Raw genomic sequence first — 20,799 nt, 5'->3', positions numbered from 1 at the left:
CCACGGCAGAACATGGCGCATTCGGGTGACGGTTTAAAGGCCGTTCACCAAAAACTGCCAATCCTATCAAATGTTAGCGGTAATCAGGCTGCCTGTGCGACGCGATTGCGGCCGCCGCGCTTGGCTTCGTAAAGCGCCTCATCTGCACGCGCGAACAGGGTCAGCGCGGCGTCGGCGTCGGCGATTTCGGCATGGCCGACGCTGATGGTGACCGAAGGGATCGGTGCACTGTGGGTTCCTGCTTCAACCGCCCAGCGCAGGCGCTCCGCAGCGCACAAGGCGGCCTCGCTATCGCAGCCGGGCATCAGCCACATGAATTCCTCGCCGCCTATACGCCCTACCGTGTCGAGTTCCCTTGCCTGCCGCCCGGCAATCTCTGCGACCATCGCGATGACCTTGTCTCCCACCGGATGACCGTGACGGTCGTTGACCTGCTTGAAGTGGTCGATATCGAAAACAACGACCGAAAGCGGCTCGCCATCGCTGCGAGCGTTGACGACCGCGCGGTCGAGTTCGGCCATGACGAAGCGGCGGTTCGCAAGGCCCGAAAGCGCGTCGGTGTCCGCTTCACGCCGAGCCTGGTTCGCCCGTTCGATGGCTTCGTCACGGTCGCGCTGGAGCGCGTAATCCGTCGTCACATCGCGAACCACCATGAATACCTGCTCGCGCGTGCCGTCGGGCGCGAACACATTACGGGCCCGCGCACGCAGGATGCTTGTCTTGCCGTCGCGATGATTCACTTCGAATTCGATGGCGAAGGCCTCGATATCCCTCTCGTGAGCGCAGATGACCGTTTCGATCTGTTCGAGCCCTTCGGGCATGATGCGTTCGAGGATATCCTCGCGAGGCGCCGTCCCCGCGGGGAGCCCCGCGAGATGGCACATCTCTTCCGACCAGAGATGGCGGCGTGGTTCGATTTCGATGCACCAGCGCCCGAAGCCTGCCAGCCCTTCGGCAGTCTCGAGCAAGTCTACATTCTGCGCTAGTGCCTGTGCGTCCTTTAGGAGCTGCCTCGTTTGATGGCGATTTCGCAAACAGCTTGCGGCAAGAACCACAAAGGCAAGGATGAGCAGGAGGGCACTTGCTACGGGACCGGGGCTGAAAAATGCCATCACCGCCAGCAGCGCAGCCAGAGGCCATGCGGCCAGCGACAGGGATCGCAACGATGGCAATTCGACGTAAGGCAATGGGCCCTCCTGCTCGAGAGCAGGAATGGCGCATCGTGCCGTAACAAAGCGTCGCGATTGGCCTAGGCGGCTTTACCTAGCCACACCGGATCAGGCGGCGTCGGCCTGCTGCTGGGCATGCTCGGCATTGAGCGTTTCGGCGATGAGGAAGGCCAATTCGAGCGATTGCGCGGCGTTGAGGCGCGGGTCGCAATGCGTGTGGTAGCGGTCCTTGAGCGCCTCGTCGGTGATCGCCACGGCGCCGCCGACGCACTCGGTAACGTCCTGCCCGGTCATCTCGACATGGATGCCGCCGGGATGCGTACCCTCCGCGCGGTGGACCGCGAAGAAGCCCTTCACCTCGGTCAGGATGCGATCGAAGGGGCGGGTCTTGTAGCCGCTCTCCGACTTGACGACATTGCCGTGCATCGGGTCGCAGCTCCAAACGACCGGATGGCCTTCCGCCTTCACGGCGCGGACGAGACGGGGCAAGCCTTCTTCCACCTTGTCGTGACCGAAGCGGCTGATCAGCGTGATGCGCCCGGGCTCGCGCGCAGGATTGAGCGTGTCGAGCAGCTTGAGCATAGCATCTGTCTCGAGGCTCGGTCCGCATTTCATGCCCAGCGGGTTGCCGATGCCGCGCGCGAATTCGACATGCGCGCTGCCTTCGAAACGGGTACGGTCGCCAATCCAGACCATATGCGCGCTGGTGTCATACCAGTCGCCCGTCAGGCTGTCGCGGCGGGTGAGCGCCTGCTCGTAAGGCAGGAGGAGCGCCTCGTGGCTGGTGTAGAAGCTCGTGCCCTGCAATTGCGGCACGGTCGCGGGGTCGATTCCGCAGGCTTCCATGAAATCGAGCGCTTCGCCGATGCGGTCTGCAGTCTCGGCGAATTTGTCTGCCCAGGGGCTGCGCCCCATGAAATCGAGCGTCCACTGGTGGACCTGTCGCAGGTTCGCATAGCCGCCGCCTGCGAACGCGCGCAGCAGGTTCAGCGTGGCCGATGCCTGGAAATAGGCGCGGACCATGCGCTGCGGGTCGTTGTGGCGGGCAGCAGCGTCGAATTCGATGCCGTTGACGTTGTCGCCGAAATAGCTCGGCAGCGTCACATCGCCCTGCGTTTCGGTGTCCGAACTGCGCGGCTTGGCGAACTGGCCTGCCATGCGCCCCACCTTCACCACCGGCTTCTTGCTGGCGAAGGTCATCACGACCGCCATCTGGAGCAGCACGCGGAAAGTGTCGCGGATGTTGTTCGGGTGGAATTCGGCGAAGCTTTCGGCGCAATCGCCGCCCTGCAGCAGGAAGGCGTTACCCGCGGCCACTTCCGCTAGATCAGCCTTGAGCGCACGGGCCTCGCCGGCGAAGACAAGCGGCGGATGGCTCGCGAGCGCGCCGGTCGCCTCGGCCAAGGCCTCCTCGCTTTCATAGCGCGGCAAGTGCTTCGCTTCGAAACCTTGCCAGCTATCGGGTGCCCATTCGCGTGCCATCATTTGTCCAATTCGTGTTCAATCCGGCCCGAAACCAAGCCGAGCCGCTATCTTAGCGCAAGCAGCATAAACTTCACCCACGCAAAAGTGCGATTGCGGTGATCGGCTCAGCGGCCGCTCTGCGCCCGTGCCGCTGGGACCGTAGTTGCCAGTGTCTGACCTTCGGGAATGATGGCCATTCGCCAGCCCGAGGTGCCCAGATATTCCCGCGCTAGTACCAGCATCGCTTCGGGAGTCGTCTGCGAGAAATCGTTCAGTAGGCCGCGGAGCGCCCGCATACGGCGCGGGTCGGCAGTCGAACCTTCGAGTTCGAGCAGGTAGAAGTAATTCCCGCTAGAAATGCGCTCGTAATAGTTGCGCAGCGGCTCGGTTGCGCGGGCCAGTTCCTCGGGCGCGGGCGGCGTTTCGCTAAGCTCTCGGGCAATCCGGTCGGCTTCCGCATAGAAGACCGGCACGTCCTTGGGCTGCAATTGGGCGAAGCCCATCACGGAACCGCCGCTGTCGACATCTGCGGGCCAGTCGAGACGTACCGAGGGGGAATAGCTCGCCCCCGCGCGCTCGCGCATCGCATCCATCAGGCGATTGCTGAACACTTCGGTGAGGATGGTGAGCTGGCGCGACTTGCGGATGTCGCCCATGCCGCCGCCTGCAGGCCATGCGATTACCGCTGCGGCCTGGTTCGCCTCGCCCTTGTGATAACGCACGACCGTCTCGCCGGCAGGCGCGAGCTCGATCCGGCGCTCGGTCACGGCAGCCGGGATAGGCTTGCGATCGGGCAATGCGCCGAAAGTGCGCGAAAGCGTCTCGACCGCCTCTTCGCTGTCGAAATCTCCGAAAATCAGCACTTCGACAGGTCCCTGCTCGAGGATCGGATCCCAAACCTTGCGGAACCCCTCGTCGGTTGTGGCTGCCAGCACTTCGGGCGTCGAGGTGCGGAAGATCGGGTTCTCGTCGTAAATGTAATATTCGAGGTCGCGATTCAGCACTCCTCCGGGGCTGGACGCATAGCTCTGGTATGCGAGCCGCGAAGCCGCCTTGGCGCGCGCCAGCGGATTGGGATCCCAGCGCGGCATGCCCAGCTTGGCCGCAAACAGGTATAGCTGGTCGGCGAGGTCCTGTCGGCGCGTCATCGCGCTGAAGGAGAAGGTGCCTTCCTCGATGTCGAAGTCGAAACCCATCTTGCGACCGGTCGAAATCCGGTCGAGTTCTTCCTGGCCAAGGTCGCCAAGGCCCGACTGGATGAGCGCGGCTTGCCCCAAATCGATATAGGGCGCGTCTTCGGGCGCAAATGCGCGCAGGCCGGCACCGAAACGGACCTTCACGGCGACACGGCCCGGCTCGTGCGTGTTCGCCATGAGCAGCGCCTTGACGCCATTGGCGAACTCTACTCGTTCCACCTCGCCAATGCCGTGCGGTACGCGGGCGATGACTTCGCCCGGCGTGCCGATCGCCGGCAAATCCGCGAAATCGATAGTCTGCGCAGCCAGGCGTGCGTTGGTCGCTGCATCCACGTTTTCAAGCAGGGCGGTTTTTACCTCGGCCTCGGTCGCGTCGGAGGTTTCCGGAGTGACATAGGTTGCGCGGATGACCGAGCCGGAAAACAGCTTTCGCGTATCGGCGAGCATGGCCTCCGGCGTCGCCTTGGCCTTCATCGAATTGAAAACCATCAGGAATGTCTCGGGTGCAGCGATAGCCTCGCGGATATCGACCGCATTGACCAGATCGTCGGCATAATTCGAACCTGCCAGCACCGAGCGCTGCTCGACCATATTGGCAAAGCCCACTTCCATTTCCGCCAGTTCGCGGTCCATTTCCTCCTGCGTGGGCGGGTGTGCCAGAGCGTCGGCGATGACTGCGCGCACATCGGCCAGTGCAGCTTTCCAATCCTCGCTGAGCGGCGCGAACTGGATCAGCGTCGCGTGGGTAGAGCGGCTGATCTTGGCCTCGCTCGCCTGCGCGTAAAGATAGCTGCCGCCTGCCCGCGCGCGGGCCTCGAGACGGCGATTGATAAGGGCAAGAGCCAGGGATTCGCGCAGGCGACCTTCGTTATAGACGATCGTGTCGTCGACCTGCCGCCAAGGACGGAAATATCCGTATGTGAAGGCACGGGGCAACGTCGGCTCCACCATGACCGCCACTTCGCCGACCGGGTTCGACGGCTTGGCCCCCGCAGGTGCCACCGGGTCCCCAAATTCCGGCGCAGGCGTGACAGAACCGCTCACTTGCCAGTCGCCGAAATACTTCTCCAGCATGGCTGCAAAGAGCATCGGGTCGAGGTCGCCGACAACGGAGATCACCGTGTTCTCGGGACGATACCAGCGGTCGTAAAACGCGCTCACGGACCGTCCATTGGCCGCCCTCAGGCTGTCTTCGGTGCCGATGGTGATACGCTCGGCAAGACGCTGACCAGCAAACAGCGTCTGCATGGTCTTCTCGCTGACACGTTCGCCGACACCGCCCCGCTCGCGCTTTTCGGCAAGCACGATAGGCACTTCGGCGCGGACGTTGGCGTCGGACAGGACTGGCTCACGCACCATGCCCGAAAGCAGCCGCATGCTTTCTTCGAACTTGGCCGGATTTACGTCGGGAAGGTCGAGCTTGTAGACCGTGTGCGTCGGGCTGGTCTCTGCGTTGGTATCGCTACCGAATGTCGCACCCAGACGCTGCCAGGTCGGTATGGCCTCGGCCACGCCAAGGTACTTGCTCTCGCGGAACAGCAGGTGCTCCAGCAGGTGCGCGTAACCCAGTTCATCGTCGTTCTCGTACAGCGAGCCCGCATCGATGCGCACGCGGATCGAAACCTGACCCGGCGGCACACCATTCTCGCGCACGCCATAGCGAATCCCATTGTCGAGCTTTCCGAAAAGCCATTCCTCGTCGCGCGGGACGTCGCTGTTCTCGTAGATCCACGGCGTTTCGCCTGCGGCCTGGAGAGAGGCTGGCCGTTCGACCTCCTGTGCGGGAAGCGTCTGCGGTGCAAGCAGCAGGATGGGAAGAAGAAGTGCGAGACGCCGTGCGGCGCGCGTGCGGGAAGTCATGGCGCGGCATATAGGAGGGGGCGGTGTGAAGCGCCAGTGAATGGGGCGAAGACTTTCCTGCCTTGTGACTTTCCCCCACGCCTCCTACATCGCGGCCCATGTTCATCGAAACCGAAACCACGCCCAACCCCGCCAGCCTCAAGTTCCTGCCCGGCAAGCCGGTTATGGGCCAGGGCACGCGTGAATTCGCATCCCCCGAGGCAGCCGAGGCGAGCCCCCTCGCGCAGGCAATTTTCGACACCGGCGACGCAACCAATGTCTTCTATGGCAGCGACTTCATCACGGTTACGGCGGCACCGGGCGTCAGCTGGAGCGATCTCAAGCCGCAGGTGCTTTCGATCCTTCTCGACCACTTCGTTTCCGAAGCCCCGCTTTTCGCACCGGGAACTGCCGGGGGCATATCGGTGCCTGGAGAAAGCGATCTCCTCGTCGAGGAAAACGAGGCAGACGCCGACATCGTCGCGCAGATCAACGAACTGATCGAAACCCGCGTCCGTCCGGCCGTCGCCGGTGACGGCGGCGACATCCAGTACCGCGGCTACAAGGACGGCGTCGTCTATCTCCAAATGCAGGGTGCCTGTGCGGGTTGCCCCTCCTCCTCCGCCACACTCAAGCACGGCATCGAAGGCCTGCTGAAACATTACGTGCCGGAAGTCGTTGAAGTCCGCGAAGCCTGATCACCCCACAATTTCCGGAACGCAGATGACCAAGCAATTCCACGACAACCACCTGTCGGCAGAAGCTCTCGACCAGATTTTCCGCGAAGCGCGCAGCTATAATGGCTGGCACGACAAGGAAGTGAGCGACGACCAGATCCACGCGATCCACGAATTGCTGAAGATGGGTCCGACTTCGGCAAACATGCAGCCAGGTCGTTTCGTGTGGTGCAAATCGCAGGAAGCGCGCGACAAGCTCGCCGAGTTCGCGTCGGAGGGTAACAAGGAAAAGATCAAGACCGCGCCGGTCGTGGTAATCATCGGCTACGACATCGATTTCCACGAAGAACTGCCCTGGTTATTTCCGCATACCGACGCCAAGAGTTGGTTCGAAGGCGACGAAGAAGGCCGCAAGGAAGGCGCCAAGCGCAACTCCGCGCTGCAGGGTGCCTATCTGATGATCGCCGCGCGCGCGCTGGGGCTCGATTGTGGGCCGATGTCGGGTGTCGACCTCGACAAGATCACCGGACATTTCTTCGCCGACAGCCCCCGCCACCGCGCCGACTGGGTTTGCGCGATCGGCTATGGCGACAAGACCACCATCTTCGACCGCAGCCCGCGGCCCGATTTCGACAAGTTCAACACCATCGCCTGACTTGATGCATGACGCAGCTTGAGGCAGGGCCACTGCCCATGCGCCTGCTTGCCATCGAGACGTCCGGAGAAGCCTGCTCGGTCGCGCTGTTCGAGGACGGCGCGCTGGTCGATGCCCGCCATGAAACGATCGGCCGCGGCCATGCCGAACGCCTTGTGCCGATGATCGGCGAATTGCCTGGGCGTGGCCGCGCAGACGAAATCCGCGTTTCGCTGGGTCCCGGCAGCTTTACCGGCGTTCGGATCGGCCTTGCCGCTGCGCGCGCGCTCGGTCTGGCATGGGGAGCCAGGGTCCGCGGCTATCCGACACTAGCGCTTGTCGCTGCGATGGCTCGGTCGCAGGGAACTGACGAAGTCGCTGTCTGCATGAATGGCGGCCATGGCGAGTGGTTCGTCCAGGCGTTCGACAATGCGGGGCAACCGAGCAGCGAATTGGTGTCGCTGCCGCCGCAGGATGCGGTTGACTATCTCGCCACCGACAAGGTTGCCGGAAACAGGGCGGAGGATTTTGCGAAGGCTTCGGCCAACGACATCGCTTCACTTAGCCTGATCGCCGACGCCCGGCATGTGTTTTCGATACCCGACGCTTTGCTGACCGATGTCCTATCGCCAATCTACGGGCGGGCACCTGACGCGAAACTGCCGGCATGATTAGCGATCTCGACAAGCTTATGTCGGTGATGGAGGCGAGCTTCGATCCCCATTACCGCGAGGCGTGGACGCGCCGGCAGGTCGAGGATTCGCTTGCCCTACCCTCGACTTACACTCTGCTCGCCGGAGGAGACGGGGAACGTCCGAAAGACGGAGAATCCGCCGCCGGTTTCGTGCTCGCCCGCCAGGCTGCCGATGAAGTGGAACTGTTGCTTATAGCCGTCCATCCGGATCATCGCGGCAAGGGGTTGGGGCGCCTTTTGCTGGACCGTTTCTTCGCCAGCGCGAACGAGCGCTCTGCGGTGAAGGTATTCCTCGAGATGCGGGCAAACAATCCGGCAGAGCGTCTGTACCGGCGCGCAGGCTTTGAACAGATCGGCCAGCGCCCCGATTATTATCGCACCGTCACGGGAGCTACCATCGACGCCCTGACCTTCGCTCGCAGCGTTTGAGAGCGTTCATTACCTCGGCAAGTTGTAGCCGTGCGACAAAGTGGCGGAAATATACAACTTAGAGTAGACATCCGTTTTTACCGGGCATATCGAATTCAAAAAGGTGGAGTCTATTCAATGGAAGAATTCGAAATCGATATGACCGAGACGCTGATTACGCTGACCTCGGATATCGTTGCTGCCCATGTTTCCAATAACAGCGTTGCCGTAGACGAAGTGCCGACGCTGATTTCGAACGTTTACAATGCCCTGTCCGGCCTCGGCGGCGGTAGTGCCGCTGAAGAAGCACGCCCAGACCCGGCCGTCTCCGTACGCGCTTCGGTTAAGAAGGATCACATCGTCTGTCTCGACTGCGGCAAGAAGATGAAGATGCTAAAGCGTCACCTCAATACCGAGCACGACATGACGCCCGACGAGTACCGCGCGCGCTGGGAACTGCCCTCGGATTATCCGATGGTCGCACCCGACTATGCAGACACCCGTCGCGATCTTGCCAAGAAGATCGGCCTCGGCCGCAAACCCGGCCAGAAGCGGGGCCGCAAGAAGAAGGCGGCATAAACCGGCTTCCCACGGCTTGAGATACACGCCCCGGCCCGATAAGGGTGCGGGGCGTTACTCATCCGGGACAACACATTGCACCAGCGTATCGACCTCGAACAGCTTTGCGCCGACAAGGGCCTGCGCATCACCGAACAGCGCCGCGTCATCGCGAAGGTGCTGTCGGAAAGCGACGATCATCCCGATGTCGAAATGCTGCATGAACGCGCCAACAAGATAGATCCCGGCATCTCGATCGCCACGGTATATCGCACGGTACGCCTGTTCGAAGAGGCGGGTATTCTCGACCGTCACGATTTCGGCGATGGACGCGCCCGCTACGAAGCGGCTCCCGAAGCGCACCATGACCATTTGATCGACGTGGAGAGCGGGAAGGTCGTCGAATTCGTCGATCCCGAACTCGAAGCCCTCCAGAAACAGATTGCCGAGAAGCTCGGCTACCGCCTCGTCGACCACCGCATGGAACTCTATGGCGTCCGGCTCGACCGCGAGAGCTGAGCGCAAGCTCGCCCGCTATTCCGCGAAAAGACTGGCGGCGGCAGCGGGAGAGAAGGTCCCGCTGACGATTGCAGGTTGGGTGCGCTTCATCCTGCGCACACTTGGCATACTCCTGCTGCTGCTCGTCTTCGTGCCGATGCATTATGCTTACCGCATCTTCGCATATGGCTCGCCCTTCCCCATGCTGTTCCTGCGCTACACCGCACGCGTGGTCGGGGCACGGGTGAAGGTAATAGGCACACCGCTGCACCGCGACGTCTTCTTCATCGCCAATCATATTTCATGGATCGACATCCTTGCGATGGCGGGCGCGAGCGGCACGGCTTTCGTCGCCAAGTGGGAGCTCAGTCAGGTTCCCGTGATCGGCTGGCTGTGCGGTCTCAACCGCACCGTCTTCGTGAAGCGCGAAAACCGCATGGGCGTCGCCGAACAGATAAACGCGCTCAAGGAGGCGTTGCAGGACAATTGGTCCGTCACCGTTTTTCCGGAAGGCACGGTGACCGACGGCCATTCGCTGCTACCGTTCAAGTCGTCGATGATCTCGGTCCTTGAACCGCCGCCGCCCGGCGTGATGGTCCAGCCGGTCGTACTCGACTATGGCGAGAATTCAGAGGAAATCGCCTGGATCGGGGAGGAAAGCGGCCTGCACAACGCCATGCGCGTGATGGCCCGGCGCGGCACGTTTCGCCTGCGGATTACCTACCTTGAACCCTTCAGCCCCGAGGAGTACCGCGGGCGCAAGGCAATTGCGGCCAAGGCGCGCGAGGAGATCGAGGAACAGCTGGTCGCAAATCTTGGCAAGCCGCTGCGCGATTACCAGCATGTGGTCGAGGCGGTGCGATACCGGCCCAAGCTGCCGGAAAGTTAAAGGCCCGCTTTTACGAGCCAGTCATGGAAGAGCCGAACGGGACGCTCCTCCAGCGCTGTCGGCTTGCATACGAACCAGTAGCTGTAAGGGCTTTCGACGGTCACGTTAAACAGCGTCGCCAGCCGGTTATCGGCAGCGCGACGCATATGGTCATCATGCATGATCGCAATGCCCAGACCCTGCGCCGCCGCTTCCAGCATCAGCTGGCCGGAATCGAAATGGTCGATCGCAGCCGGTTCGAGGTCAGGCAGGCCGATCTCGGCGCGCCATGCGGTGAAACTCTCGGACAGCTCGTTATGGACGAGGAAGGTCTGCTTCGCGAGCATGTCGGCTTCGGGTTTGTCCCCCAGCCGGGTGGCCAGATCGCGGCTGCAAATCGCGTGGACCTTATTATAATCGAGCCGCACGGCATGGAGCCCGCGCGAGGGACCTCGCGAGAGGATGATGGCGGCATCGAGCACATCGCCGACCCGGTCCTCGAGATGAGGTCCCGTATCGATATCGATGTGAAGCAGGGGATGGCGCGCACGCAATTCGGCGAGGCGCGGGAACAGCCGCTGGCTGCCGAATAGCGGAAGGACGCCCAGGTGCAGGCGCAGGACCGAGAGGTTCTCCGACTGGCTTTCCACCGCCCGCGCGAGCGCCTCCAGCTGCGGATTGACCGCCTCGTAGAATGCATGGCCGTCGTCGGTCAGCTGCATCGCCTGGCGGGCGCGGGTGAAGAGGCGCTTGCCGACGAATTCCTCGAGATTCCCGATCCGCCTGGACAGCGCCGAGGGACTCAGGCCCAATTCGTCTGCCGCGGCCCGCGCCGATCCAAGCCTCACGGTGCGAACGAAGGCTTCGAGTGCGCGCAGGGGAGGAAGTCGGCGTGTGGCCATGCCACCGGACTATTCACCATTACCCCCGCTGTCGAGCGCCAATGTGCAATTTCGTGCAACTGACAAGTTCAGTCGGCGGGTTCCAATTCTTCGGGTGCATGTAGGCGCAGTCGGGTGACATGCGTTTCGTCACCGCCGGTCACCTCGATCTTCCAGCCGCTCGGGTGTTCGAGCACCTTGCCCACCGGCGGAACCTGCTCTGCTAGGACGAAGGCGAGTCCGCCCAGCGTGTCGACCGCCTCTTCCACTTCGGCCAGGCGCGGGTCGATCTTCTCTGCCACGTCGTCGAGTTCGGCGCGGGCATCGCAATCCCACATTCCCTCACCGATCGAAGCGATCCAGATTTCGGGCGCATCGTCGTGCTCGTCCTCGATCTCGCCGACGATTTCCTCGACGAGATCTTCGATGGTGATGATCCCGTCGGTGCCGGAAAACTCGTCGAGCACGATAGCGAGGTGCATCCGCTGCGCACGCATATCGGCCAGCACATCGAGCGCATTGCGAGTCTGCGGCACGTACAGCGGTTGGCGCATCAGCACCGTCCAGTCAGCGGGCGGCGTCTTGCGCTCGGCAAGGAAGGGAAAGATGTCCTTGATGTGGATCATCCCGATCACGTCGTCGAGCTGTCCGCGATAGACGGGCATGCGCGAGTGGCCGTGTTCGGAGAAGGCAGCAACGACCTCGTCCCAGCTCGCCCCTGCATCGACGGCGATGATTTCGCCGCGCGGCACGGCGACATCGTCTGCATCATGTTCGCTGAAGTGCAGAAGGTTGCGGAGCATCTGGCGCTCGACACCGGAAAGATCGCCCTTGGCGGTATCCTCGGTGTCTGCCGTGCCGTTCTCGCCCTCGTGTTCGTCGATGGCTTCTTCGAGCTGGGCACGCAGCGAACGCTCGCCACCTTCGGCGTCGAACAGTTTCTTGATGGCGGGCCAGAGCCCGCTGCTACTCTCCGCGTCTCCGGCGGGGGGTGAAGTATTGGCCATGGGCCGGGTCGTAAACTCCAAATGCGCCTCGAAATGAGGCTAAGCGCGGTCCCCATATGGGTCCGCAATACCCAACAATGCAAGCGCTTCGATTTCCAGTTTCTCCATCGCCGCCGCCTGCTCGTCGGAATCGACATGGTCATGGCCTGCCAGATGCAGGAATCCATGGATCAGGAGATGGGTCGTGTGATCTGCAAGGCTGACGCCCTTCTCGCCCGCCTCGCGCTCGCAAGTCTCGAAGGCCAGCGCGATATCGCCGAGCATTTCGGGCGGCCCACTCTCGCCCAGATCGAGAAGGTCTTCGCGCTCAAGCATGGGGAAGGAAAGCACGTTGGTCGGCTTGTCCTTGCCGCGCCACTCCTTGTTGAGCTCGTGGACCTGCTCGTCATCGGTGAACAGCAGGCTGGTGGTCAGGCGCGGGTGCGCGAGCGCAGGCTCGACCTTCGCGATTGCCGCGTGGGCCTTGTGCGCAAGATCCTCCCAATCCGGCGCGCCGGGCCAGCCATCGATTTCGATATCGAGGTCCACCTAGGCTGCAGGACCTTCGTAGGCCTCCACGATGCGGCCCACAATGGGGTGGCGCACGACGTCGGCAGCGGTGAAGCGGATCGTTCCGAATCCCTCTACCCCTTCGAGCTTGCCGACCGCATCGGCGAGGCCGCTCATGCCGTCTCCACCCGGGATGTCGACCTGCCGCGGGTCGCCGCACACGACCATGCGGCTGTTCTGGCCGAAGCGGGTGAGGAACATCTTCATCTGCTCGCGCGTGGTGTTTTGCGCCTCGTCGAGGATAATGAAGCTGTCCGCCAGAGTACGCCCGCGCATAAAGGCGATGGGCGCGATCTCGATCTCGCCGCTGGCCAGCCGCCGCTCGACCTGTTCGGGCGGCATGCAGTCGTAGAGCGCGTCGTAAAGCGGACGCAGGTAAGGATCGACTTTCTCCTTCATGTCGCCAGGCAGGAAGCCGAGCTTTTCGCCCGCTTCCACGGCCGGGCGCGAAAGGATCAGTCGCTGGACGCTGCCGTTGATCAGCTGCGCCACGGCTTGCGCCACCGCGAGATAGGTCTTGCCCGTACCCGCCGGACCCAGCGCGAAGATGATGTCGTCGCGCACGAGGCTGCGCATGTAGGTCGCCTGCATGGCGCTGCGCGGCACGATGGTCTTGCGCCGCGTGCGGATCATGATCGGCGGGCCTTCGGGCTTGCCGTCCATGATGCCGTCCAGCGTCGGTTCGTTGGACATGGCAATCAGCGATTCGATCGCGCCCTGATCGAGATCCTGCCCCATGGCGAGGCGGTCGTACATTTCGTTGAGGACGTCGCGCGCGCGGGCAACGCTGTCTTCGGGGCCTTCGATATGGATCGCATTGCCGCGGGCGGAAATGAACACGCCCAATCGGTTTTCAACCTGCACGAGGTTGGCATCGAACTGTCCGAAAAGCGCGCCGAGGAGGCTCTGGTTCTCGAATTCGAGGTCGATCTGGGCGCGGCGCACTTCGCGCTGCGGGGTCGGGGGCTTGGTCAGGACCGTGCCTCCCTGGTCATGCTGCCTGCTGGCGGGTTTGCGAGCCATTTGCTCCTTTCGCATGTGTTGCGAGTCGGAAGGTTACTCTTCAACGCGCGTCGCGCAAGAAGGGGTCCGTGTCATGGCGGTGGAAAGTAACCGGCTTGTCACGCACCGGGGCTGCGATCACACTCCCGCACCGACTCGCGTTACCGGGAGAATGCAGATGCTTCGTATTGCCCTCGCCGCCGCTACGCTGATGACCCTTGCAGGGTGTTCCTCCGGGACCGTACCGGACGAGGCAGAAGAGACCGATGCTCCCGAAACCGGAGCGACCGAAGCGGCAGCCCCAACTCGCGAAGACGACGTCCGGCACTTCCTGCTGCAGGAGTATCCGGAGGCCGGAACCATGCGCTACGCGCTGGCGTGGAGCGATCTCGATGGTGACGGTGCCGACGAGGCGATCGTTTATCTCGCCGCACCATACTTCTGCGGTACGGGCGGATGCCCGACGCTCGTGCTCACTCCTGCAGGGCCGATGTGGCGCAAGGTCGGCGACATCAGCGTATCGCGCACACCGGTGACGGTGTTGGACAGCGCAACGAATGGCTGGAGGGACATTACCGTCGCGGTGTCCGGCGGCGGCGGGCCTTCGGGCAACGTATTGCTCAGGTTCGACGGAGAGGCCTACCCGTCAAATCCCACGGTCGCTCCCGCAGAGATGACCGACGCGAAGGGTGAGGTCCTAATCACCGAAATGCCCGAATTCGTCGACCTCGAGCCGGTGGACGACCCGGAAGGCTGATCAGGCTGCGACAGTCTCGCGCAACTTGCCGGCGAGCGAGTTCGGGCCCGCCTCGACCAGTTCCGCCTGCACGAGATCTCCGATGGCCGCATCGCCTTCGAACCAGACGCTCTGGAGCCAGGGGGACTTGCCGAGCCACTGGCCGGGGTGCTTGCCCTTGCGTTCGACGAGGACTTCGCAGGTCTTGCCGACACTCGCCTCGTTGAACGCCAGCTGGTCGCGATTGAGCGCGGACTGGAGGCGCCGGAGGCGCTCGTCCATGACCTCTTTCGCGACCTGCCCGTCCATCGTGGCAGCGGGGGTGCCGGGACGGGGCGAGTATTTGAAGCTGAAGGCCTGCGCGTATTTGACCTCGTCGACCAGCGCGAGCGTTTCCTCGAACTCGGCATCGGTTTCACCGGGGAATCCGACGATGAAGTCGCCCGAGAGCGCGAGGTCGGGCCGCGCTGCGCGGAAGCGGTCGAGCAGTTTGAGGTAGCTGTCCGCCGTGTGGCTGCGGTTCATGGCCTTCAATACGCGGTCGCTGCCTGCCTGCACCGGCAGGTGGAGGAAGGGCATCAGCTTGTCGATCTCGCCATGCGCGGCAATCAAAGCGTCGTCCATGTCGGCCGGGTGGCTGGTGGTGTAGCGGATGCGCGCGAGGCCATCGACCTTCGCAAGGTCGCGGATGAGGCCTGCAAGGCCGACGTTGTGGCCCCGCTCGTCCTCGCCCGACCATGCGCTGACATTCTGGCCGAGCAGCGTGATTTCCTTCGCGCCCGCGTCGACCAGCTTCTTCGCCTCGGTCACGAGGTCCGCATAAGGGCGGCTGATTTCCGCGCCGCGCGTATAGGGCACCACGCAATAGGTGCAGAACTTGTCGCAGCCCTCCTGCACGGTGAGGAAGCTCGCCGGATTGGTGCGGCGGCGTTCTGGCAGCGCAGCAAACTTGGCGATTGCCGGCATGTCGGTGTCGGTCGCCCGCTCGCCCTTCACCGCCTTGTTGAGCATCTCCGGCAGACGGTGATAGGCCTGCGGGCCGACGACCATGCTGACCGCTGGAGAACGCTTCATGATCTCCTCGCCCTCGGCCTGCGCGACGCAGCCTGCGACCGCGATCAGCGGTTCCTTGCCGGCTGCGCGGCCAGCCTTGGTCAGGCGACCAATGTCCGAATAGACCTTCTCCGCCGCCTTCTCGCGGATGTGGCAGGTGTTGAGCACCACGAGGTCGGCATCCTCGCCCTCGGGCGCGGGCACGATGCCCTGCTCGCCCAGCATCTCGGCCATGCGCTCGCCGTCATAGACGTTCATCTGGCAGCCGAAGCTCTTGACCCTGTAGGTCTTGGGGGAATTGGTCGGTTTCATGGGAGGTGGCGCTTTAGCGGCGTTAGGCTAGACGTTCAATCTCTAGCGCGGCCTGTTCCTCTTAAAGCGAGCCACGCGAAGGAGGTCAAACCGCCAATCGCTGCTACCACTGCGACCCAAAACAGATTGACGACCGCGACGAGCAAAAGGCCCACGACAAAATAGCCGAGTTGCAACTCACCAATCCGGATCGTGGTCGCGATGAAATATCCTAGGTAAATCAAAATCGGGAGAGAAAGCACGACAGCAGCGGCAAAGCCGCTCCACTTCGACACTCTCTCTCCCGCGATTCTCATTACGAAACAGTCGCCTTTACGATCTTGCCCGGGCTTGCCGGCGGCTCGCCCTTGGGCAGTGCGTCGACGTGTTCCATGCCGCTCTCGACCTGGCCCCAGACAGTGTACTGGCCGTCGAGGAACTCCGCGTCGTCGAAGCAGATGAAGAACTGGCTGTTGGCGCTGTCGGGCACCTGAGTGCGGGCCATCGAGCAGGTGCCGCGGGTGTGCGGTTCGCTGTTGAATTCGGCCTTGAGGTCGGGCTTGTCGCTGCCGCCCATGCCAGTGCCGGTCGGATCGCCGCCCTGCGCCATGAAGCCGGGGATCACGCGGTGGAAGACCACGCCGTCGTAAAAGCCTTCTCCCGCCAGCGTCGTGATGCGCTCGACATGGCCGGGTGCCAGATCGGGGCGCAGCTTGATAACAACGTCCTTGTTTTCGCCGTCGCCGGTGTCGAGGGTGAAGGTCAGCTTGTCGGCCATTGGTATTGTCTCCTGTAAATTGGTTGGCGCCTACATAGGGATTGTGGGCGGTAAGTCACCCTCCGCTTGCTTTTCATGCCCGCCTGCCTAAGCCCCTGTCGCATGGCCGAAGATACGCGCCTCGAGGACGAAGAGTTGAAGCTGGCGGAAGCGCCGGAGGAAGGCGCGCGTCCGGACGACCGTATCGACGACGAGCGCATGGACGAGGAGAACACGCTCAAGCGCGAGTTCGTCCGCTCGGTCGAGGATGCGCTTGAGGCGGGCGAGAGCGGCCAGCTCTACGATCTCGTCGAACCGCTCCACCCCGCCGACATCGCCGACCTTCTCGAACTGTTCGAGAAGGACGAGCGCCATAAGCTGGCGGCCGAGATCACCGACCTGATGACCTCGGAAGTCGTTGCCGAACTCAACGACTATGTGCGCGAGGAGATGATGGAGGCGCTGCCCGCCGGGGCAGTTGCGCAGATTGCCGAACAGCTCGAGACCGACGACGCCGTCCAGCTGATCGAGGATTTGGACGAGGACGACCAGAAGGCCATCCTCGCCGAACTCGATCCCGAAGACCGCACCGCGATCGAGACCGCGCTCGCCTATCCGGAAGAGACCGCCGGGCGCCTGATGAGCCGAGAGTTCGTGGCGGTGCCCGAGCATATCACGGTCGGCAACCTCATCGACTTCCTGCGCGACGAGCGCGAGCTGCCGGGCGACTTCTTCGAGGTTTTCGTGGTCGACCAGCGCATGCACCCGGTCGGCACCTGCCAGCTTTCGTGGATCCTTCGCACCCCGCGCGAAGTCCAGCTGGGCGACGTGATGAAGCGCGACCAGACGCTGATCCCGGCAGAGCTCGACCAGGAAGAGGTCGCACTGATGTTCCAGAAGTACGGCCTGATCAGCGCCGCCGTGATCGATCCCGACGGCCGCCTCGTCGGCCAGATGACGGTCGACGACATCGTCCACATCATCGCCGAGGAAGCGGGCGAGGATGCCCTCCTCATGTCCGGCGCGGGCGAAGGCGACATCAACGAGCCGATCCGCGAGGCATACTCCAGCCGCGTGCGCTGGCTGGTGGCGAATCTCGGCACGGCACTGGTCGCCAGCCTCATCATCGCGCTGTTCGGCGCGGCGATCGAGAAGCTGGTCGCGCTCGCCGTGCTGATGCCGATCGTCGCCAGCATCGGCGGCAATGCGGGCACGCAGACCATGGCCGTGACCGTGCGCGCCATAGCGATGAATCAGCTTACCAGCAGCAACACCCGGCGCATCCTGACCAAGGAACTGCGCGTCGCGTTCCTCAACGGGACGACCATCGCGGTGTTAATCGGCGTGGCGACCGCTGCCATATTCACGCCCATGCTAGGGGCCGTCATCGCGCTTGCGATGGTGATCAACGTAGTAATCGCGGGGCTTGCCGGTGTGCTTGTGCCGGTAGCTTTCGACCGGCTCGACCAGGACCCGGCAGTGGCCTCCAGCGTTTTTGTCACCATGATCACCGATTCGATGGGCTTCTTCGCCTTCCTCGGCCTCGCCGTGGCAATGCGCGTGGTCTGAGGGGACGGAACCCGTGAACGGATATTTCGAAGCGTCGATGAACTTCGACATGGAGCATGTCCGGCCGTTTCTCTTGCAGGTAGAAGAGGCATTCGGTCTCGGCCTCGACGTCGACCATCTGTCCAAACGGGTCGCCGAAGCCGAAGTCGAAAGCGCTTACGGATGTGACCTCAACCTCAAGTTCGAAGGGCAACCCGTAAACGTCAAGTTCTCGGCATGGATCGACGATATCGATGCTCCCGACCTCTACTTCTATGTGACCAGCCAGAAGCTGGCGGAAGGGATCGATGCGGAGATGGAGAAATTCTGCGAGGCACACGGGCTGTAATTTTCCACCTCGTTCGCTATCTCATCCCCATGCCGCTCCACCTGACCAAGATCGCCTTCGGCGCACAAAGCTTTGCCGATATCGAGAGCTGGTACGCGCAGCGGCGCAGCCCCAACCTCACCACCCGCTACCGCCCCACCAAGTGGGAGCAATGCATCGGCGGGTCGCTGTTCTGGATCCACCAGCACGCGATCGTTGCGCGTAGCGAAATACTCGGCTTCAGCGAAACCAGCACCGGGCGCTGGTCGATCGATCTCAAGCCCGAACTGATCCGCGTCCACCCCCGCCCCAAACGTGCGCACCAGGGCTGGCGCTATCTAAAGGGCGAACCTCCGCGAGACCTCGCGCCGGGCGAGGATATCGGCGATGTGCTGCCGGGAAAACTGGCAGGAAAGCTTGAGAGACTGGGCCTGATCTGAAAGCGAATGATTACAACGCCCTGTAAAAAGACGCTTATCTGTGGATGTCACAAACCAGTCATAGTCTCTAACGCAAGTTAACTATTAAGCTTCTGAGAAGACTTCACTTTTTTGTAATTTCTCGGCGCTATCCGGCAACTCGCATTAACCGTTCCGACGATCCGGGCGGGCGAAGGGGGTTATCGAGCGATGGGCGTCCATCAGGAATTTCCGGTCCTTGGCGATACGGAGCATACCGTAGCGGATGGTTCGCAGGGAGCACCCCTGCGTCTCTGGCTGCGCGACCCGAAAAAGGCGTTCCGCCAGACCAGTTTGACCATTGCCGGTCAGATCAACCTGTTTGCCGGCGTCGCGGTCGCCATCCTCATGGGCCTCGCGGTCATCCTTGGCGCGGGCCTGCTCCAGCTTTCGGTTCGCACCGATGAAAGCGCGGTGCTGGCGGACCGCACACTGGCCGCATCGCAACTCAACTCCGGGATCGTGGAAAGCCGATATCATGCCTCGCGCTATGCGGTGACAGGTGAAACCGCGTCGATCGACGCGGCATTCACGGCGCTTGCCGACGCGCGCGAGCGACTCGACCAGTCGATCGAAACCGACGTTAGCGAAGCGACATCGCAAGAGCGCATTGAATGGCTGCGCGGTCAGGTAACCGCCTTCGAACCAGAATTGAATGCGCTCCGAAACTCGGTCGAGGCCTACGGACCGAACGAGGGCGCAATGGCGCTTGCAGCAGCTATCGATGTTAGCGGAACGCTGCTTACCGACCAGATAGCAGGGATCGAGGCAGAATTTTCTGCAGCCAATGCAATCGCCAAGGACGATCTGGAATCACTGAAACTGTGGACTGCGTTGGCAGCCCTCCTCCTGATCGTATCCTGTGCCGTGTTGGTAGTCCTCGCCGCGCGCAGGATGTCGAGCCAGGTCTCCCGCTCGCTATCGAGGATAACCGGTGCAATGACGGCTCTTGCAAACGGCGACAGTTCGATCGCGATTCCCGGGGTGAGCCGGCAGGACGAGATCGGCGAAATGTCGCGGGCGCTGGTCGTCTTCCGCGAAAGTGCGGAAGCGCTCACCGAACTCCAGCGCAAGGCACATGCTGACCAGCAGGCACTTTTGCTCCGCCTGTCGACCGGTTTCGAACAGGGGATGGGCGACGTGGTGACCAATGTCGCCGCTGCCTCGGGGCAGCTCGAGACGACCGCCAGCCGCATGGCCAGCGCAGCGAGCCAGTCCTCGGGCTTCGTCGAAGAAGTCGCGCGGCGGATGGAAGATACGTCGGTCAGCGTCACTTCGGCGGCTGCAGCCACCGACCAGTTCGCCCTGTCGATCAGCGAGATCGGCAAGCAGGCGGGCCAGTCGGCATCGCTGGCGCAGGAAGCCCGCAGTTCGGCGGAAAGCGCGGACGTACTCATGCAGCGCCTCTCGCATTCGGCGGACGAGGTTGGCGCGGTTGTCGAGCTGATCGCCTCGATTGCCGACCGGACCAACCTGCTTGCCCTCAATGCCTCGATCGAAGCCGCGCGCGGTGGAGAGGCTGGTCGCGGCTTTGCGGTGGTGGCCAGCGAGGTGAAGGAACTCGCCCGCCAGACGCGCGAAGCGACCGAGAGCGTCGCGGACAAGATCGCCTCGATGCAGGGTTCCACCAAGGGCAGCGCGGATGCCCTTGCGGCGATCGGCGAACGCATCCGCGAGGTCGAGATCACCGCCACCGCCATCGCCCAGGCAGTCGACGAGCAGTCGCTGTCGAGCCAGGAGCTGGCGAAGAACCTCGATACCGCCGCCATGGGGGTGAGCGACATCGGTTCGAGCATCGAACAGATCCGCGAAATGGCTCTCGAGACCGGGTCCTCCGCCGATCAGCTGCTTGCCTCGGCCAGCGGTCTGAAGGGCGACGCAAAGAGCCTCGACAACAACGCGAAGGAATTCGTTGCCAGCATCACGGCCGCCTGAGACACCTTGTCCACGATCCGCGCGCAGGAACCCCTTTGCGCAAATACCGTTTTGCAATCACCGACTTATCAGGTGGGAATCCAGTCGGCCCGCAAATCGGAGAGAGAAAATGAAGAAGCTGATCATGGTCGCCCTTGGCTCGACCGCATTCCTGCTTTCGGCCTGCAATACGGTACAGGGCATGGGTGAAGACATCGAATCCGTGGGCGAATGTGCCGATGGCGTGGAAGGCAACTGCTAAGCAGTTTC

Annotated in this window: 23 protein-coding genes; 13 read left to right on the top strand and 10 right to left on the bottom strand. The window is 62.7% G+C overall.

Annotation, left to right across the window (positions count from 1 at the left end; genetic code table 11):
* Positions 1–83 precede the first annotated feature (83 nt).
* The 3 genes from K3178_RS04265 to K3178_RS04255 all read right to left on the bottom strand — a co-directional run bounded on the left by K3178_RS04265 (position 84) and on the right by K3178_RS04255 (position 5,689).
* Positions 84–968, bottom strand: coding sequence for a sensor domain-containing diguanylate cyclase (locus K3178_RS04265; protein WP_221570121.1), 885 nt, complete (start codon positions 966–968; stop codon positions 84–86).
* 309 nt (positions 969–1,277) lie between these two features.
* On the bottom strand, positions 1,278–2,651 hold the full coding sequence (locus tag K3178_RS04260) for a class II 3-deoxy-7-phosphoheptulonate synthase (protein ID WP_221570120.1): 1,374 nt from the start codon (positions 2,649–2,651) through the stop codon (positions 1,278–1,280).
* A 107-nt stretch (positions 2,652–2,758) separates the two neighbouring features.
* Positions 2,759–5,689 (bottom strand): M16 family metallopeptidase, encoded by a 2,931-nt coding sequence (locus tag K3178_RS04255; protein WP_221570119.1) that lies wholly within the window; start codon positions 5,687–5,689, stop codon positions 2,759–2,761.
* 98 nt (positions 5,690–5,787) lie between these two features.
* Between K3178_RS04255 and K3178_RS04250 the strand changes: the two genes are divergently transcribed.
* The 7 genes from K3178_RS04250 to K3178_RS04220 all read left to right on the top strand — a co-directional run bounded on the left by K3178_RS04250 (position 5,788) and on the right by K3178_RS04220 (position 10,026).
* Positions 5,788–6,366, top strand: a complete 579-nt coding sequence (locus K3178_RS04250) for a NifU family protein (RefSeq protein ID WP_221570118.1) — start codon at positions 5,788–5,790, stop codon at positions 6,364–6,366.
* Between the two features lie 25 nt (positions 6,367–6,391).
* Complete coding sequence (locus K3178_RS04245) at positions 6,392–7,000, top strand: malonic semialdehyde reductase (protein WP_221570117.1); 609 nt, start codon at positions 6,392–6,394, stop codon at positions 6,998–7,000.
* A gap of 8 nt (positions 7,001–7,008) precedes the next feature.
* On the top strand, positions 7,009–7,650 hold the full coding sequence (gene tsaB, locus K3178_RS04240; protein ID WP_247713505.1) for a tRNA (adenosine(37)-N6)-threonylcarbamoyltransferase complex dimerization subunit type 1 TsaB: 642 nt from the start codon (positions 7,009–7,011) through the stop codon (positions 7,648–7,650).
* Positions 7,647–8,102, top strand: coding sequence for a GNAT family N-acetyltransferase (locus K3178_RS04235; RefSeq protein ID WP_221570116.1), 456 nt, complete (start codon positions 7,647–7,649; stop codon positions 8,100–8,102). The genes tsaB and K3178_RS04235 overlap by 4 nt, the downstream gene beginning before the upstream one ends.
* A 117-nt stretch (positions 8,103–8,219) precedes the next feature.
* Positions 8,220–8,660 (top strand): Ros/MucR family transcriptional regulator, encoded by a 441-nt coding sequence (locus K3178_RS04230; protein WP_221570115.1) that lies wholly within the window; start codon positions 8,220–8,222, stop codon positions 8,658–8,660.
* 75 nt (positions 8,661–8,735) lie between these two features.
* Positions 8,736–9,158, top strand: coding sequence for a Fur family transcriptional regulator (locus K3178_RS04225; protein ID WP_221430740.1), 423 nt, complete (start codon positions 8,736–8,738; stop codon positions 9,156–9,158).
* On the top strand, positions 9,130–10,026 hold the full coding sequence (locus tag K3178_RS04220; protein WP_221570114.1) for a lysophospholipid acyltransferase family protein: 897 nt from the start codon (positions 9,130–9,132) through the stop codon (positions 10,024–10,026). Before K3178_RS04225 ends, K3178_RS04220 begins: the two co-directional genes overlap by 29 nt.
* Here K3178_RS04220 and K3178_RS04215 read toward each other — a convergent pair.
* From K3178_RS04215 to K3178_RS04200, 4 genes are all read right to left on the bottom strand, one after another.
* A complete protein-coding gene (locus K3178_RS04215) occupies positions 10,023–10,907 on the bottom strand; it encodes a LysR substrate-binding domain-containing protein (RefSeq protein ID WP_221570113.1) in 885 nt (294 codons plus the stop codon). The two genes, K3178_RS04220 and K3178_RS04215, sit on opposite strands and share 4 nt — an antisense overlap.
* A 68-nt stretch (positions 10,908–10,975) precedes the next feature.
* Positions 10,976–11,893: a hemolysin family protein gene (locus tag K3178_RS04210; RefSeq protein ID WP_221570112.1), complete on the bottom strand. Its 918-nt coding sequence runs from the start codon at positions 11,891–11,893 to the stop codon at positions 10,976–10,978.
* 39 nt (positions 11,894–11,932) lie between these two features.
* Positions 11,933–12,421, bottom strand: coding sequence for an rRNA maturation RNase YbeY (gene ybeY, locus K3178_RS04205; RefSeq protein ID WP_221570111.1), 489 nt, complete (start codon positions 12,419–12,421; stop codon positions 11,933–11,935).
* Entirely contained in the window at positions 12,422–13,465 is a 1,044-nt protein-coding gene (locus K3178_RS04200; protein ID WP_247713504.1) for a PhoH family protein, read from the bottom strand.
* A 157-nt stretch (positions 13,466–13,622) separates the two neighbouring features.
* Here K3178_RS04200 and K3178_RS04195 point away from each other — a divergent pair, with 157 nt between their 5' ends.
* Positions 13,623–14,201, top strand: a complete 579-nt coding sequence (locus tag K3178_RS04195) for a hypothetical protein (protein WP_247713503.1) — start codon at positions 13,623–13,625, stop codon at positions 14,199–14,201.
* On the opposite strand, the gene miaB is transcribed toward K3178_RS04195, so the two are convergent.
* From miaB to K3178_RS04180, 3 genes are read right to left on the bottom strand one after another with little or no spacing between them, the layout of a single operon-like run.
* Positions 14,202–15,545: a tRNA (N6-isopentenyl adenosine(37)-C2)-methylthiotransferase MiaB gene (gene miaB / locus K3178_RS04190; RefSeq protein ID WP_221570109.1), complete on the bottom strand. Its 1,344-nt coding sequence runs from the start codon at positions 15,543–15,545 to the stop codon at positions 14,202–14,204.
* 35 nt (positions 15,546–15,580) lie between these two features.
* Positions 15,581–15,820, bottom strand: a complete 240-nt coding sequence (locus K3178_RS04185; protein ID WP_221570108.1) for a hypothetical protein — start codon at positions 15,818–15,820, stop codon at positions 15,581–15,583.
* A gap of 20 nt (positions 15,821–15,840) precedes the next feature.
* Positions 15,841–16,302, bottom strand: a complete 462-nt coding sequence (locus K3178_RS04180; protein ID WP_221570107.1) for a peptidylprolyl isomerase — start codon at positions 16,300–16,302, stop codon at positions 15,841–15,843.
* Positions 16,303–16,404: 102 nt separating this feature from the next.
* Here K3178_RS04180 and mgtE point away from each other — a divergent pair, with 102 nt between their 5' ends.
* The 5 genes from mgtE (at position 16,405) to K3178_RS04155 (ending at position 20,791) form a co-directional block, all read left to right on the top strand.
* Positions 16,405–17,850: a magnesium transporter gene (gene mgtE / locus K3178_RS04175; protein ID WP_221570106.1), complete on the top strand. Its 1,446-nt coding sequence runs from the start codon at positions 16,405–16,407 to the stop codon at positions 17,848–17,850.
* A gap of 13 nt (positions 17,851–17,863) precedes the next feature.
* Entirely contained in the window at positions 17,864–18,178 is a 315-nt protein-coding gene (locus tag K3178_RS04170) for a hypothetical protein (protein ID WP_221570105.1), read from the top strand.
* Positions 18,179–18,207: 29 nt separating this feature from the next.
* Positions 18,208–18,597 carry a DUF1489 family protein gene (locus tag K3178_RS04165; protein WP_221570104.1) on the top strand — a complete coding sequence of 130 codons (390 nt, stop codon included), beginning with the start codon at positions 18,208–18,210 and terminating at the stop codon, positions 18,595–18,597.
* Between the two features lie 189 nt (positions 18,598–18,786).
* On the top strand, positions 18,787–20,550 hold the full coding sequence (locus tag K3178_RS04160) for a methyl-accepting chemotaxis protein (protein WP_221570103.1): 1,764 nt from the start codon (positions 18,787–18,789) through the stop codon (positions 20,548–20,550).
* Positions 20,551–20,659: 109 nt separating this feature from the next.
* Complete coding sequence (locus tag K3178_RS04155; protein WP_221570102.1) at positions 20,660–20,791, top strand: entericidin A/B family lipoprotein; 132 nt, start codon at positions 20,660–20,662, stop codon at positions 20,789–20,791.
* The last annotated feature ends 8 nt before the right edge of the window (positions 20,792–20,799 follow it).

It is taken from the genome of Qipengyuania sphaerica (assembly GCF_019711595.1).
GTDB classification, from domain to species: domain Bacteria; phylum Pseudomonadota; class Alphaproteobacteria; order Sphingomonadales; family Sphingomonadaceae; genus Qipengyuania; species Qipengyuania sphaerica.
Note: the sequence above shows the minus strand (reverse complement) of the source record. Positions and strands in the feature narration are given on the sequence as shown.